At 70.1% G+C, this 13494-nt stretch carries 22 protein-coding genes; 9 read left to right on the forward strand and 13 right to left on the reverse strand.

Annotated elements, in window-relative coordinates; genetic code table 11:
- The first annotated feature begins 1 nt into the window (after nucleotide 1).
- A complete protein-coding gene (locus ACQEU8_RS27145) occupies nucleotides 2-736 on the forward strand; it encodes a class I SAM-dependent methyltransferase (protein ID WP_433105572.1) in 735 nt (244 codons plus the stop codon).
- Nucleotides 737-831: 95 nt separating this feature from the next.
- On the opposite strand, the gene ACQEU8_RS27150 is transcribed toward ACQEU8_RS27145, so the two are convergent.
- The 3 genes from ACQEU8_RS27150 to ACQEU8_RS27160 all read right to left on the reverse strand — a co-directional run bounded on the left by ACQEU8_RS27150 (nucleotide 832) and on the right by ACQEU8_RS27160 (nucleotide 1827).
- Nucleotides 832-1188, reverse strand: coding sequence for a DoxX family protein (locus ACQEU8_RS27150; RefSeq protein WP_433105576.1), 357 nt, complete (start codon nucleotides 1186-1188; stop codon nucleotides 832-834).
- A 244-nt stretch (nucleotides 1189-1432) separates the two neighbouring features.
- Nucleotides 1433-1672: a hypothetical protein gene (locus ACQEU8_RS27155; protein WP_433105578.1), complete on the reverse strand. Its 240-nt coding sequence runs from the start codon at nucleotides 1670-1672 to the stop codon at nucleotides 1433-1435.
- Nucleotides 1669-1827, reverse strand: a complete 159-nt coding sequence (locus ACQEU8_RS27160) for a hypothetical protein (RefSeq protein ID WP_433105580.1) — start codon at nucleotides 1825-1827, stop codon at nucleotides 1669-1671. Before ACQEU8_RS27160 ends, ACQEU8_RS27155 begins: the two co-directional genes overlap by 4 nt.
- 297 nt (nucleotides 1828-2124) lie before the next feature.
- Here ACQEU8_RS27160 and ACQEU8_RS27165 point away from each other — a divergent pair, with 297 nt between their 5' ends.
- Genes ACQEU8_RS27165 through ACQEU8_RS27190 form a run of 6 tightly spaced genes read left to right on the forward strand, consistent with a single transcriptional unit; the run spans nucleotide 2125 to nucleotide 3997 of the window.
- Complete coding sequence (locus ACQEU8_RS27165; protein WP_433105582.1) at nucleotides 2125-2961, forward strand: helix-turn-helix domain-containing protein; 837 nt, start codon at nucleotides 2125-2127, stop codon at nucleotides 2959-2961.
- Complete coding sequence (locus ACQEU8_RS27170; protein ID WP_433105584.1) at nucleotides 2958-3167, forward strand: DUF397 domain-containing protein; 210 nt, start codon at nucleotides 2958-2960, stop codon at nucleotides 3165-3167. The genes ACQEU8_RS27165 and ACQEU8_RS27170 overlap by 4 nt, the downstream gene beginning before the upstream one ends.
- Nucleotides 3164-3376, forward strand: a complete 213-nt coding sequence (locus tag ACQEU8_RS27175) for a DUF397 domain-containing protein (protein WP_433105586.1) — start codon at nucleotides 3164-3166, stop codon at nucleotides 3374-3376. The genes ACQEU8_RS27170 and ACQEU8_RS27175 overlap by 4 nt, the downstream gene beginning before the upstream one ends.
- Nucleotides 3373-3582, forward strand: a complete 210-nt coding sequence (locus tag ACQEU8_RS27180; protein ID WP_433105588.1) for a DUF397 domain-containing protein — start codon at nucleotides 3373-3375, stop codon at nucleotides 3580-3582. Before ACQEU8_RS27175 ends, ACQEU8_RS27180 begins: the two co-directional genes overlap by 4 nt.
- Complete coding sequence (locus ACQEU8_RS27185; protein WP_433105590.1) at nucleotides 3579-3791, forward strand: DUF397 domain-containing protein; 213 nt, start codon at nucleotides 3579-3581, stop codon at nucleotides 3789-3791. The genes ACQEU8_RS27180 and ACQEU8_RS27185 overlap by 4 nt, the downstream gene beginning before the upstream one ends.
- The gene (locus ACQEU8_RS27190; RefSeq protein ID WP_433105592.1) at nucleotides 3788-3997 is read left to right on the forward strand and encodes a DUF397 domain-containing protein; all 210 of its coding nucleotides are present in this window, start codon (nucleotides 3788-3790) and stop codon (nucleotides 3995-3997) included. Before ACQEU8_RS27185 ends, ACQEU8_RS27190 begins: the two co-directional genes overlap by 4 nt.
- Before the next feature lie 57 nt (nucleotides 3998-4054).
- Here the strand turns inward: ACQEU8_RS27190 and ACQEU8_RS27195 are convergent, their stop codons facing one another.
- Nucleotides 4055-4567: a hypothetical protein gene (locus ACQEU8_RS27195; protein ID WP_433105594.1), complete on the reverse strand. Its 513-nt coding sequence runs from the start codon at nucleotides 4565-4567 to the stop codon at nucleotides 4055-4057.
- 54 nt (nucleotides 4568-4621) lie between these two features.
- Nucleotides 4622-4981 carry a DUF6463 family protein gene (locus ACQEU8_RS27200; protein WP_433105596.1) on the reverse strand — a complete coding sequence of 120 codons (360 nt, stop codon included), beginning with the start codon at nucleotides 4979-4981 and terminating at the stop codon, nucleotides 4622-4624.
- A gap of 78 nt (nucleotides 4982-5059) precedes the next feature.
- On the opposite strand from ACQEU8_RS27200, the gene ACQEU8_RS27205 reads away from it, so the two are divergent.
- On the forward strand, nucleotides 5060-5698 hold the full coding sequence (locus ACQEU8_RS27205) for an SIMPL domain-containing protein (protein ID WP_433105598.1): 639 nt from the start codon (nucleotides 5060-5062) through the stop codon (nucleotides 5696-5698).
- A 29-nt stretch (nucleotides 5699-5727) separates the two neighbouring features.
- Here ACQEU8_RS27205 and hisF read toward each other — a convergent pair whose 3' ends face one another.
- The 8 genes from hisF to hisD are packed head-to-tail and all read right to left on the reverse strand — an operon-like array spanning nucleotide 5728 to nucleotide 11576.
- Entirely contained in the window at nucleotides 5728-6486 is a 759-nt protein-coding gene (gene hisF, locus ACQEU8_RS27210; RefSeq protein WP_433105600.1) for an imidazole glycerol phosphate synthase subunit HisF, read from the reverse strand.
- Nucleotides 6483-6914 carry a RidA family protein gene (locus ACQEU8_RS27215; RefSeq protein WP_433105602.1) on the reverse strand — a complete coding sequence of 144 codons (432 nt, stop codon included), beginning with the start codon at nucleotides 6912-6914 and terminating at the stop codon, nucleotides 6483-6485. Before ACQEU8_RS27215 ends, hisF begins: the two co-directional genes overlap by 4 nt.
- Entirely contained in the window at nucleotides 6914-7639 is a 726-nt protein-coding gene (gene priA, locus ACQEU8_RS27220) for a bifunctional 1-(5-phosphoribosyl)-5-((5-phosphoribosylamino)methylideneamino)imidazole-4-carboxamide isomerase/phosphoribosylanthranilate isomerase PriA (protein WP_433105604.1), read from the reverse strand. The genes ACQEU8_RS27215 and priA overlap by 1 nt, the downstream gene beginning before the upstream one ends.
- 38 nt (nucleotides 7640-7677) lie before the next feature.
- Entirely contained in the window at nucleotides 7678-8334 is a 657-nt protein-coding gene (gene hisH / locus ACQEU8_RS27225; protein WP_433105606.1) for an imidazole glycerol phosphate synthase subunit HisH, read from the reverse strand.
- On the reverse strand, nucleotides 8331-8495 hold the full coding sequence (locus ACQEU8_RS27230) for a hypothetical protein (RefSeq protein ID WP_433105608.1): 165 nt from the start codon (nucleotides 8493-8495) through the stop codon (nucleotides 8331-8333). The genes hisH and ACQEU8_RS27230 overlap by 4 nt, the downstream gene beginning before the upstream one ends.
- Nucleotides 8492-9082: an imidazoleglycerol-phosphate dehydratase HisB gene (gene hisB / locus ACQEU8_RS27235; protein ID WP_433105610.1), complete on the reverse strand. Its 591-nt coding sequence runs from the start codon at nucleotides 9080-9082 to the stop codon at nucleotides 8492-8494. Before hisB ends, ACQEU8_RS27230 begins: the two co-directional genes overlap by 4 nt.
- On the reverse strand, nucleotides 9082-10215 hold the full coding sequence (locus tag ACQEU8_RS27240) for a histidinol-phosphate transaminase (protein WP_433108740.1): 1134 nt from the start codon (nucleotides 10213-10215) through the stop codon (nucleotides 9082-9084). Before ACQEU8_RS27240 ends, hisB begins: the two co-directional genes overlap by 1 nt.
- Before the next feature lie 14 nt (nucleotides 10216-10229).
- On the reverse strand, nucleotides 10230-11576 hold the full coding sequence (gene hisD / locus ACQEU8_RS27245) for a histidinol dehydrogenase (RefSeq protein WP_433105612.1): 1347 nt from the start codon (nucleotides 11574-11576) through the stop codon (nucleotides 10230-10232).
- A 220-nt stretch (nucleotides 11577-11796) separates the two neighbouring features.
- On the opposite strand from hisD, the gene ACQEU8_RS27250 reads away from it, so the two are divergent.
- Nucleotides 11797-13455 (forward strand): oxidoreductase, encoded by a 1659-nt coding sequence (locus ACQEU8_RS27250; protein WP_433105614.1) that lies wholly within the window; start codon nucleotides 11797-11799, stop codon nucleotides 13453-13455.
- Nucleotides 13456-13494 lie beyond the last annotated feature (39 nt).

Genomic DNA, 13494 nt, shown 5'->3' on the forward strand with positions numbered 1-13494 from the left:
CATGAGTAGCGAGCGGCCCACCCTCCCCGAACTGGCGCGCCAGGCGCTCTCCTCCGTACAGCGGGGCTACGACCTGCTGGCCCCGAAGTTCGAGCACACGCCGTACCGGACCCCGGACAGCGTCCTGGACGCCACCACCAATGCCCTGAAGACGATCGGCCCGTTCACCGACGGCCTCGACCTGTGCTGCGGCACCGGCGCCGGCGCCCGTGTGCTCCGCGAGGTGTGCACGGGCCGGACGGTGGGCCTCGATTTCAGCGCGGGCATGCTGACGGAGGCCCGTTACCGGTACGCGACCGCGCCCGACCCCGCCCCGCACTGGGTACGGGGCGATGCGCTCGCACCGCCGTTCCGCCCTGGCACCTTCGATCTGGTGGTCAGCTTCGGCGCGTTCGGCCACTTCCTGCCCGCCGAGCGCCCCCGCCTGTTCACACGGATCCGCGAAGTCCTCCGCGACGGCGGCACGTTCGCGTTCCCCATGGCGGCCCCGCCGCGCCCCGGTACGGCGGCGTACTGGACGCTGCTCGGATTCGATGCCGCGATGCGCGTACGAAACGCCGTCTGGCGGCCCCGCTTCGTCATGTACTACCGCACCTGGCCACTGGCCGAAGTCCACCGCGATCTGCTTGCCGCGGGCTTCGACGTGTCATTGCGGCCCCTCCCCGAACTGGGCCGCCGGGCGGACGGCTCCCCGCGGTGCCGGCTGCTGCTCGCGACCGCCGCACGGAGTGCCTGAAGTAGGGGGGTGCCCCTTGCGCGGTCCCGCAGACCGCGGGTTGGTTGTCGTTTCCCGCGCAATTCCCCGCGCCCCTTCGGGGCCCGGCCCTCATATCACCAGGAACCGTGGTAGGCCAGGTTCAGGGACAGGGCGGCCACCGCCAGACAGAAGAACACGGCCCACGGTCCCAACTGCCGGTCGTGTACCCGCACATGGGCACAGAACGCACCGACGAAGTACAGCACGAGACCGGCGGCGGAGAGCATCCCCAGCACCGGCACGGCAAACCCGGCCAACAGCCCCAGCGCGCCCGTCCCCAGCAACGCGCCCAGTGGAAGCATCCACGACCGGGGCACGCGCAACTTGTCCGCCTGGCTCTTGGGGTAGTCGTGGCCGATGAAGTTGGCGATGGCGGCCGAACCGTTGGCGACGGAGGTGAGAAGGGTGACCACGAGGTAGGCGGTGAACACGAAGGTCTCCTTCTTGGCGAGCTTCTTGGCGAGAGCGACGGTTGAGTGTCCACTTCTTGGACGAGACGGGGCACCTGAAGGTGACATCCGCTGCCCGGGCAGCCCCTGACCGCCGGTGGAGCCCCCTTCCCTCACAGGTAGATCCGTTTCTTGCACTTCGTGCAGTGCTTCGCCCCTCGGGCGACTTCGTGCCGGCAGGGCTTCTTCAGCTCGTCGGCTGGGGGGCGCTCCCCTCGGGGATCAGTCACAGCCATGCTCCCGGTTCGAACCGGTACGGGCGCGTGATGATCTCCCGGTAGGTGAGGTGCTCCGGGTTGTCCTTCAGATGGCGGGTGACCCAGTTGTGGGGTACCGACTGGCTGGTATGTGGGGAGGGGGTCTGGTCGCAGACGGCGCACTGCATGGTGAAGGTCACCGGCTCGGCGTCCGGCTCCGTATCCGGCACCAACCGGAACTCACGAAGCCGGAAGGTCACACGGGTCACGCACGCACCACCGACTTCCTCCCGTGCCCCGGATGCCGCCGCAGCAGCACGACACAGTCGGTGACCCGACTCCAATCCCCCACCGTGCGCGCCGCTTCCCGCTCACGCTCCAGCCGCGCACACTCCACGCAGGCCGCGCTGTCCTTCGCAGTCACGATGCCGCCTCCGATACGCGACGCGCCTCCTCCAACCGCCGCGCCATCGCACACGACCGCCTGCGCGTACAGCTACGACACTCCTGGCGGTGCATCAGATACGCGGCCTGAAGCTGCTCGACATCAGCCCTGCGCGGGGGCGTAGACCTCACGGCCTCGCCGACCCGGCCTCGTGAGTCGTACTCGATCACGACTGCTCCTCTCCGTAGCCCTGTGACTACCAAGGGGATTCAGCGTGGCGTGGCGTGGGGAACCATTCAACGTGTCAGACGAGAACGGAAGGTCGGTGAAAGCCCGTTGAACATCAAGGAGTTGGACCCGGACAGCTCTCCTCAGGCAGCTTTCGGAGCGCGCCTACGCAGCATGCGGGAGGCGCGCGGCTGGAAGCAGGAGGAGCTGGCCGAGAAGACCGGGTATTCCAGCACGCATATCTCAGCCGTCGAAACTGGTCGCAAGATGCCGACCTTGCGCTTCTCGCGCAGCGCGGACATTGCCTTCGGCATCGCGGACACGACGGACACGTTCGAGCGCCAACACCGCGAGATCCGCCACGGCAGCTTGCTGGAGGGCTTCCCGCAGTTCGTCGACCACGAGGGGCGCGCCGTAGAGATCCGGCTGTACGAAGTGGGGGTCATTCCCGGTCTGCTTCAGACTCCGGAATACGCAACGGTCCTGGCGGACAGCGCCGTCAGGCGGGGGGCGATCACCGACGAGCAGGCTCACGAGCGGGTCACGCTCGTCGCGGAGCGGCAGGCCGCACTCGTCCGAACGCCCCCGCCGCTGGTCTTCGCAGCGCTGGACGAAAGCTGCCTGCGTCGTCCTGTCGGCGAACTCGCCGTTATGAACGCCCAGTTAGAGCGGCTGATCGAGTTCGCCCAACTGCCGAACACCGTCCTCCAGGTCGCTCCGTTCAGCATGGGGGCTCACCGCCCGTTCGACCTGCCGGTCACCGTCCTCACGATGCCGGACCGCTCGCTGATGTCGTACGCCGAGTCGGCACAGCGGGGCCATCTCGAACGGGACAACAAGTTCGTCCTGCCGATGCTGACGGCCTACCATCAACTACAGGCCGAAGCCCCCTCCCAGGCTGAATCCGTGGCCTTGATCCACCAGTTGCGAAAGGGCACCCCGTGACGACTGAATCCCCCCGTTGGTACAAGTCCTCGTACAGCAACAACGGCGGCCAGTGCATCGAGGTCGCCGCAAACCTCGCCGCCACACACGGCGTGGTCCCCATCCGCGACTCGAAGAACCCGACAGGCCCAGTCCTCAACCTCCCCACCGACGCCTTCACCACCTTCGTGGCAAGCGTCAAAGCCGGAGACTGGGGCACCCAGTGACGACCGAAGCCCCCCGTTGGTACAAGTCCTCGTACAGCAACAACGGCGGCCAGTGCATCGAGGTCGCCGGAAACCTCGCCGCCACACACGGCGTGGTCCCCATCCGCGACTCGAAGAACCCGACAGGCCCAGTCCTCAACCTTCCCGCCACCGCACTCACCGCCTTCATCACCGGCGTCAAGACCGAAGACTTCGGAGGCACCCCGTGACGACCGAAACACCCCGCTGGTTCAAGTCCTCCTACAGCAACAACGGCGGCGCCTGCGTGGAGGTCGCCACCAACTTCGCCGCGTCGAACGGCACAGTCCCCCTCCGGGACTCCAAGAACCCAGCTGGCCCCGTCCTCAACCTCCCTACCACCGCATTCGCCACCTTTGTGGCAAGCGTCAAGGCCGGTGACTGGGGCACCCCGTGACGACCGAAAACCCACGCTGGCTCAAGTCTTCCTACAGCGACAACGGCGGCCAGTGCGTAGAGGTCGCCGCAAACCTCGCCACCTCACACGGCATCGTCCCCATCCGCGACTCGAAGAACCCCACCGGCCCCGCCCTCAACATCCCGGCCACCGCATTCGCCGCCTTCATCACCAGCGTCAAGACCGAAGACTTCGGAGGCACCCAGTGACAACCGAAACCCCCGGCTGGTTCACCTCCTCCTACAGCGAGAACGGCGGCGCGTGCGTGGAGGTCGCCGCAAACCTCGCCGCCACACACGGCGTGGTCCCCATCCGCGACTCCAAAAACCCCACCGGCCCCGTCCTCAACCTCCCGGCCACCGCATTCACCACCTTCATCGCGGGCGTCAAGACCGGCGAACTCGGCACCGTCTGACCGCCAGGGCTGCCCCATCGTGCGAACACGATGGGGCTTCTCGCTGTCCGAAGTCCGCTACGAACGGTCGATCGATCCCCAGGCTCGGTATGGCCGTTGCGGCTCATGCCCGGAGGGCGGTGTGCTGGGGCGGGAGCGCCTCTCGCGCCGGGCGTACACCCCCACGACGAGGAGGACTGCCACGGGAATGAGGAGCACGGCAGCGAGCACCAGGCTGATAACCGCTGCTGCGGTCTTCCCATCCTGTACAGCCCCGATGCCGGTGGCGGCGAAGGCCCCACCGAGCACGAGCGGGGGCAGCCCCCAGGGCCACGGGTGGGGCTCGGGAACGGGCTGGGAGGACCGTCCCTCCCGGAAGGCCGCGTACCAGTAGCGGGCGCACCACCAGGCGACCGCGTACGCCGACAGCGCAGCCGAGCCGAAGCCGATCAACGGCCACGGCCGCTCGGACATACTGACCGCCGTGGCACTCAGCGCCACGCCGGCCAGGGCCAGGAACGGCGTGAGGATCGACCCCATGGCCAGGCGATGTCGACGGCTGCCGCTGAGAGCGTTGGAGGGCATGAACATGAAACAAACCCTAACCATGCGCACCCGGTGAGCACCCGGCCGCGCTGTAGCCGCTCAGCCGCGCCGGGCCCTCCGCAGGAGCACGCCGCCGATGCCGACCAAGGCGGGGAAGCCGCCCTTGGGCATGGCCGTGGCTCCCACCGCGCCGACGCCGATCAGTACAGCGCCCGCAGCACGCTGGGCAGCGGTGTCGCCGTGCTCCTCCGCCGAGCTGAGCAACCGGCCGCCCATCCACAGCGCGGGCGCCGCCGCCATGAACCAGAAGGCCGCCGCCCGGTCGCCACGGTCCGGAACAGAGTTGACCAGCCCGTCACGGGCCAGCTGTGCCAGTACATCGCGGTAGATCACCGCGCCGATCGCCCCGTGTCCCAGCGCGGTGGCCTGAAGCCACCAACCTGCTGATCGTCGCTTCATGTGCCGATCGTAGCCACAGCCAACGGAGTTGAGCGGACCGCCCCGCCCGCCATGGCGCACGCGTGTTTGACTGGCCGCATGCAGATGAAGATCGACAGCCCATGGGGCATCAGCGTCTACGGCGCCGCGAGTGTGAACGCCACCCCCGACCTCGTGCGGCTGCGGATCGCCGTGGACCGCACCGAGCAGACGGCCGGGGAGGCATTCGGCTCGGCGCGAGAGGGAGTCGCGGCGCTGCGGCGGACGTTCCGGGAGTACGGCGTGCCGGACACGGCCGTCTCCTCGTCGCGGCTGGGGCTGCGCACGGAGTGGGAGGGATACAACGCGAGCCGGAAGTTCCTGGGATACCGCTGCCAGGCGGACTTCTCGGTGACGCTGACGGAGATGGACGCGCTGGAGCCGCTGCTGGTGGCCGCCGTGGAGGCAGGCGCCAACCGGGTGGACGGGGTGGACTTCGACGTACGGGACAAGCCGGGGCTGCGCGCCCGTGCCCGTACGGAGGCGGTTGCCGCCGCCCGCCGCAAGGCCGAGCTGTACGCGGAGGCGGCCGGGGTCACACTCGGCGCGGTGGTGCACATCGAGGACGTGGACCCGGAGGGCCCCCTCGCCTCCCGATACCGGGGCCACGCCGCCGACGCGCCCTCGGGCGACGGGGATCTGTCGCCGGGCCAGGTCACCGTCCAGGGCGCCGTCCTGCTGGGTTTCGCCCTGGCATGAGTGCCCTCACGTAAACGCGGCAGGGGCCGTCAGCGCACCGGGTGACCCGCGTCCCGCAGGGTGTCCTTCACCTCGCCGATCCGCAGATCACCGAAGTGGAAGACGGAAGCGGCCAGTACGGCGTCGGCTCCGGCTCCGATGGCCGGCGGGAAGTGGTCGAGGCGTCCGGCGCCACCGGAGGCGATCACCGGGATGGTGACGTGCTTACGGACGGCGGCGATCATCTCCGTGTCGTAGCCGTCCTTGGTGCCGTCCGCGTCCATGGAGTTGAGCAGGATCTCTCCCGCGCCCAGCTCCGCGGCGCGGTGCGCCCACTCGACGGCGTCGATGCCGGTGCCGCGGCGCCCGCCGTGCGTGGTGACCTCGAACCCGGTGCCCTCGGCACGGCGGCGGGCGTCGACGGAGAGCACCAGCACCTGGCTGCCGAAGCGTTCGGCGATCTCGCCGATCAGCTCGGGACGAGCGATGGCCGCGGTGTTGATGCCGACCTTGTCGGCCCCGGCGCGCAGCAGCTTGTCCACGTCCTCGGGGGTGCGTACCCCGCCGCCGACGGTCAGCGGGATGAAGACCTGCTCGGCGGTGCGCCGCACCACGTCGTAGGTGGTCTCGCGGTCGCCGGAGGAGGCGGTGATGTCCAGGAACGTCAGCTCGTCGGCGCCCTCGGCGTCGTAGACCTTGGCCATCTCGACCGGGTCGCCCGCGTCGCGCAGGTTCTGGAAGTTGACGCCCTTGACGACCCGGCCGGCGTCCACGTCCAGGCAGGGGATGACTCGGACCGCGAGGGTCATGGTGCTTGTGCTCCTTGCTGCTCCCGGCTGTCCGGGCCTTGCTGGTTCCGGTATGCCTCGATCTCCACCTCGACGACGAGGCTGGGGTCGGCGAACCCGGACACGATGATCATGGACGAGACGGGCTTGATCTCGCCGAACAGCTCCTTGTGGGCGCGGCCGACCTCCTCCACGTCCCGCGCGTGGGCGAGGAACATACGCGTACGCACCACGCTCTCGGCGCCGAGCCCCAGTCGCTTCAGCGCTTCCAGCCCGACACCGAACGCGGTGACCGTCTGCTGGTACGGGGTGTCCGCGGCGACCTCACCGCCCACGACCGAGGTGCAGCCGCCCACCAGCACCAGGCCGTTGGGCAGCTCCACAGCGCGGGAGTAGCCGAAGGCTTCCTCCCACGGCGCATCGGACGCGATCCGGTGTATCGAGCCCATCAGGCAACCGCCTCCAACGCCTCTTCAAGGGTGAACGCCTTGGCATACAGGGCCTTACCCACGATCGCGCCCTCGACGCCTTCGGGTACCAGCCCCGCGATGGCCCGCAGATCGTCGAGGGAGGAGACGCCGCCGCTGGCGATCACGGGCCGGTCGGTGACGGCGCACACGTTTCGCAGCAGCTCCAGGTTGGGGCCCTTGAGGGTGCCGTCCTTGGCGATGTCGGTGACGACGTAGCGGGCGCAGCCCTCGGAGTCCAGCCGGGCCAGCGTCTCGTAGAGGTCGCCGCCGTCCCGGGTCCAGCCCCGGCCGCGCAGCGTGGTGCCGCGTACATCGAGGCCGACGGCGATCTTGTCGCCGTGCTCGGCGATGACCTTGGCGACCCACTCGGGGGTCTCCAGCGCGGCCGTACCGAGGTTGACGCGGCGGCAGCCGGTGGCCAGCGCCGCTTCGAGAGAGGCGTCGTCGCGGATGCCGCCGGACAGCTCGACCTTGATGTCCATGGCGCGGGCGACCTCGGCGATCTGCTTCCGGTTGTCGCCGGTGCCGAACGCGGCGTCCAGGTCCACGAGATGCAGCCACTCGGCCCCGGCACGCTGCCAGGCCAGTGCGGCCTCCAGCGGGTCGCCGTAGGAGGTCTCGGAGCCGGACTCCCCGTGTACGAGACGGACGGCCCGTCCATCCCGGACGTCCACGGCGGGCAGCAGTTCAAGCCGGTTGCTCACGGCGCTCTCGCTCTCTCGGCTCACAGAGCTCACAGGACTCACAGGGTTTCGATCCAGTTTCTCAGCAGCTGTGCTCCGGCGTCGCCGGACTTCTCGGGGTGGAACTGGGTGGCCCACAGCGGCCCGTTCTCCACGGCGGACACGAAACGGTCGGCGTGCGTCGTCCAGCTGACCACCGGCGGCTTGAGGGCCGGGTTGGTGGCTTCGAGCTCCCAGTCGTGCACGGCGTAGGAGTGTACGAAGTAGTAGCGCTCGTCGGCGGAGAGTCCGGCGAACAGCTGCGAGCCGGCGGGCGCCTCGACGGTGTTCCAGCCCATGTGCGGGACCGGGTGCGCGGCGTCGTTCTTGAGCGGGCCGACGGTGCCGGGCCACTCGTCCATGCCCTCGGCCTCCTGGCCGTGCTCGATACCGCGGGAGAAGAGGATCTGCATACCGACACAGATCCCCAGCACGGGCCGGCCGCCCGCCAGCCGCCGCCCGACGACCCAGTGGCCGCGCGCCTGGATGAGCCCCTCCATGCAGGAGGCGAAGGCACCCACGCCGGGCACCAGCAGGCCGTCGGCGGCCATCGCCTTGTCGTAGTCGCGGGTGATCTCGACCTCGGCGCCGACCCGCTCCAGGGCGCGCTCGGCGGAGCGCACGTTTCCGAAGCCGTAGTCGAAGACCACGACACTCTTCTTGCTCTGCGTCGTCATGACCACCACTCCAACCGCAGGATTCCGGCCACCAGACACATGGCGGACGCCAGGGCGAGCAGCACGATCACGCCCTTGGGCAGCTGCTGCTTCCAGAACGAGATCGCCCCGCCCGCCAGAAACAGCCCGACGAAGATGAGCAGGGCGGACAGTCCTGTCATAGCGCGCCCTTGGTGGAGGGGATCCCCGTCTGCCGCGGGTCGATCTCGCTGGCGTAGCGCAGGGCGCGGGCCAGCGCCTTGAACTGGCACTCCACGATGTGGTGCGCGTTGCGCCCGTACGGCACGTGGACGTGCAGCGCGATCTGCGCCTGGGCGACGAAGGACTCCAGGATGTGCCGGGTCATCGTGGTGTCGTAGCTGCCGATCATCGGCGCCATGCCCTCGGGCTCGGTGTGCACCAGGTAGGGGCGGCCCGACAGGTCGACGGTCACCTGGGCGAGCGACTCGTCCAGCGGCACCGAGGCGTTGGCGAACCGCACGATGCCGCGCTTGTCACCGAGGGCCTGCTTGAAGGCGGCGCCCAGTGCCAGCGAGGTGTCCTCGATGGTGTGGTGGCTGTCGATGTGCAGATCGCCCTCGGTCTTGACCGTGAGGTCGAACAGGCCGTGCCGGCCGAGCTGGTCGAGCATGTGGTCGTAGAAGCCCACGCCCGTGGAGATGTCCACATCGCCCTTGCCGTCGAGGTCGATCTCGACCACGACAGAGGTCTCCTTGGTGGTGCGCTCCACCCGGCCCTTGCGCGTCATCAGTCGCTCTTCTCCTTCAGCTCCTTCGTCACGGCTCGCACCGCGTCGAGGAACGCGTCGTTCTCCTCCGGCGTGCCCGCCGAGACCCGCAGCCAGCCGGGGACCCCGTTGTCCCGGACCAGTACGCCGTGTTCCAGCAGCGCCTCCCACACGGCGTGCGATCCGGCCGCGCCGTCGAAGCGGCCGAACTGTACGAAGTTGGCGTCCGAGGGGGTGACCTCGCAGCCGATGGCCCGCAGTTCGGCCACCAGCCGGTCACGCTCGGCCTTCAGCTGCTCGACGTAGCCGAGCAGGGTGTCGGTGTGCTCCAGCGCGGCCAGCGCCGTGGCCTGGGTGACGGCCGACAGGTGGTACGGCAGCCGCACCAGCTGGACGGCGTCCACCACGGCGGGCGCCGCGGCCAGATAGCCGAGCCGCAGCCCGGCGGCGCCGAACGCCTTGGACATGGTGCGCGAGAGCACCATCGTGGGACGGCCCTCGATCAGCGGCAGCAGCGAGGGCCGGTGCGAGAACTCGCCGTACGCCTCGTCCACCACCACCAGCGCCCCGCGCTCGGGCCGCGCCGCCTGCGCGGCCTCGTACAGCGCCAGTACCGTCTCCTCGCCGACGGCCGTGCCGGTGGGGTTGTTGGGCGAACAGACGAAGACGATGTCCGGCTTGTGCTCGGAGATGGCGGCTACGGCGGCCTCGGTGTCGATGGTGAAGTCGTCGTTGCGCGGCCCCGAAAGCCACCCGGTGCCGGTACCGCGGGCGATCAGCGCGTGCATCGAGTACGACGGCTCGAAGCCCAGCGCGGTACGCCCTGGGCCGCCGAACGCCTGGAGGAGCTGCTGGAGCACCTCGTTGGAGCCGTTGGCCGCCCACACCTGCCGGTGGTCGACGCTGTGGCCCGCCGTACGGGACAGATAGCGGGCCAGCTGGGTGCGCAGCTCGACCGCGTCCCGGTCCGGGTAGCGGTTGAGCTCGCGCGCGGCCTCGGTGACCCGCTCGGCGATGCGCTTCACCAGCTCCTCGGGGAGCGGGTAGGGGTTCTCGTTGGTGTTCAGCCGTACGGGCACGTTCAGCTGGGGCGCGCCGTAGGGGGACTTGCCGCGCAGCTCGTCCCGGATGGGGAGTTCGTCCAACGAGGACACAGAGGGGTTACCGGTCACGAGCCGTTCTCCGGAACTTTCCAGTCGAACCTTGCCTTCAGAGCCGCACCGTGGGCCGGCAGATCCTCCGCCTCCGCCAGCGCGACGACATGGTGGGTGATCTCGGCCAGCGCGTCCCGCGTGTAGTCCACGACGTGGATGCCGCGCAGGAAGGACTGGACCGACAGGCCCGAGGAGTGGCAGGCGCAGCCGCCGGTGGGCAGCACATGGTTGGAGCCCGCGGCGTAGTCGCCGAGCGAGACGGGCGCGTACGGGCCGACGAAGACGGCGCCCGCGTTGCGCACCCGCGCCGCCCAGGCCGCGGCGTCGGCGGTCTGGATCTCCAGGTGCTCGGCGGCGTAGGCGTTGACGACGGCCAGCCCGGCTTCGAGGGAGTCGACGAGCACGATGCCGGACTGCCGCCCGGCCAGCGCCTCGGCGATGCGTTCGCTGTGCTTGGTGGCGGGCACCTGCGTCTTCAGCTCCGCCTCGACGGCCTCGGCCAGCGCCTCGGAGGGGGTGACGAGGACGGCGGCGGCCACCACGTCGTGCTCGGCCTGGCTGATCAGGTCGGCGGCGACATGGGCCGCGTCCGCGGTGTCGTCGGCGAGGATCGCGATCTCGGTCGGGCCCGCCTCGGAGTCGATGCCGATGACGCCCTTGAGCAGCCGCTTGGCGGCGGCCACATAGATGTTGCCGGGGCCGGTCACCAGCTGGACCGGGGGGCACTCCGCGGTGCCGTAGGCGAACATCGCCACGGCCTGGGCGCCGCCCACCGCGTAGACCTCGTCGACGCCCAGCAGTGCGCAGGCGGCGAGGATGGTGGGGTGCGGCAGGCCGCCGAACTCGGCCTGTGCGGGCGAGGCGACGGCCAGCGCGCCGACGCCCGCCTCCTGCGCGGGGACCACGTTCATCACCACGGACGACGGGTAGACGGCGCGCCCGCCCGGTACGTAAAGGCCCACGCGCTCCACCGGCACCCAGCGCTCGGTGACGGTGCCGCCGGGCACCACCTGCACGGTGGAGTCGGTGCGCCGCTGGTCGCGGTGGACGATCCTGGCCCGCCGGATGGACTCCTCCAGGGCCGCGCGAACGGCCGGATCCAGCTCATCGAGGGCCTTGCCGAGCTCCTCGACGGGCACCCGGGACTGCGCCAGGCGCACCCCGTCGAACTTCTCCGTGTACTCGATCACCGCCGCCGAGCCACGATGCCGTACGTCCTCGCAGATGGGCCGCACCTTTTCCAGGGCGGCCTCGACGTCGAGCTCGGCACGGGGCAGCAGGTCACGGTCCAGCACGCCGGTCGCCGACCCGGAGGGGGAGGCGGCGACGGCTGCACCACGCAGATCGATTCGGGAGATCACACACCCAAGTCTCTCAGACCGGCAGTGGGCAGCTGTCGCCTGTATCAGAGGCTGATACAGGTCACACGAGACGATCGTCGCCACCCGCGTTCATCCGGTCACGGAGCGGGAATGGGAGCGGTACGACCACTGTGTTCGAACGCCGGGCGACACGACTGCCGTGTTCTGCCGATTTCGAACGCCGAGACATCGAGGAATTGAAAACCGAGGGGGGAACAGCGTGAGCGAGCCAGCGGACTCCGGCGAGCCGCCTCCGGGGCTGCATCTGACGACTGCCGAGTGGGGGCTGTGGCAGGCGTTCCGCAACGGCAGCGAGCAGGATCTGCGCAGCGGCGAGGCCGAGCTGGACGACCCGAACGGGGATCACGTCTGGGGCCCGGACCGTACGGTGCGGGCGAGGGTGATCGCGCTGCTGCTGCTGCACGGGCCGCCGCCGCTGCTGGGCCGGGTGGCCTCGCTGCATCTGACCGGCGCCTTCGTGACGGGCTGCCTGGATCTGGCGGGCGGCGCCGTGGAGTCGTACTTCGAGCTGCGGCAGTGCCGGTTCGAGGACGAGGTGCGGATGCCGGAGGCGCGGGTGAACACCGCGCGCTTCGTGGACTGCTACCTCCCCCGGCTGGAGGCGGCGCGGCTGACCACCGAGGGCGATCTGCATCTGCCCAGGTGCAGCATCCCGGAGGGCATCAAGCTGACGGACGCCACGATCGGCACCGACCTGCTGCTCAACGAGGCCACCATCGGCAGCGGGCGGCGGACCCGCGCCATAGCCGCCGACGGCGTCACCGTCTCCCAGGAACTCCAGGCCAGCCTGCTGGTCACCGACGGGCAGGTCAGTCTGCGCGGTGCCTCCGTCGGCAGCTCGCTGCACATGTTCGGCTCGGTGCTGCGCAATCCGCGCGGACGCTTCGCGCTGTACGCGCCGCAGATGACCGTCGAGCAGGTGGCGAGCTTCGCCGACGCCGGCCGCGGCAGCGCCCCGCAGATCTACGGCGCCACTCCGCCGACCGGCACCCGCTACGACACCACCGACCAGGGGGCCGCCTTCCCCCGGGGTCTCGGCTTCGCCCGACCGGGCTGGGACCCCCATCGCACCAAGCACTTCCAGTGCACCGGCGGCATGGTGCTGGACGACGGGCGGTTCGGCTCCTCGCTGGTGATCGAGAACGCCCGGCTGGAGATGCAGCGCGACCAGGAGCTGTCGCTGCGGCGCATCACCACTCCGGAGCTGACCTTCACCCCGCAGCTGCCCGAGCGCGGCCTGGTCGTGCTGTCCGGGGCGAGCGTGGAGAAGCTGATGGACCGCGCCTCCAGCTGGCCGGGCGACCACCGGCTGTGGATGGCCGGCTTCACCTACCAGCACGCGATCCCCAAAGAAGGCCACTTCAACGTCCGGGAACGGCTCCAGTGGATCAACTCCGCCACCGCCGAGTACGCCCCCGAGCCGTACGAGCAGCTGGCGGCGATGTACCGGAACAGCGGTGAGGACACCAACGCGCGCCTCGTCCTGCTGGCCAAGCAGCGCCGCCGCCGCGAGACCCTGCCGCTGCCCGGCAAGCTGTGGGGCTTCCTCCAGGACTGGACGGTGGCGTACGGCTACCGGCCGGGGCAGGCGGCGCTGTGGATGGCGCTGCTGTGGCTGACCGGGGCGATGCTGTTCGAGGCGCACCGGCCGCCCGCGCTCAAGGGCGACGAGGCGCCGCACTGGAACGCCGCGCTCTACACCCTGGATCTGCTGCTGCCCGTCATCACCTTCGGGCAGGACACCGCGTGGGACCCGGGCGGCGGCTACCAGTGGATCGCCGCGGGGATGATCCTGGCCGGCTGGGTGCTGGCGACGACGGTGGCCGCGGGCGCCACCCGGCTGCTGCGGCGGCAGTAGCGGCGGGGGTGTGTCCCGGTCGCGCCGCTGGTGAGCGCG

The sequence above is a fragment of the Streptomyces sp. CA-250714 genome (assembly GCF_050936705.1).
Lineage (GTDB): Bacteria > Actinomycetota > Actinomycetes > Streptomycetales > Streptomycetaceae > Streptomyces.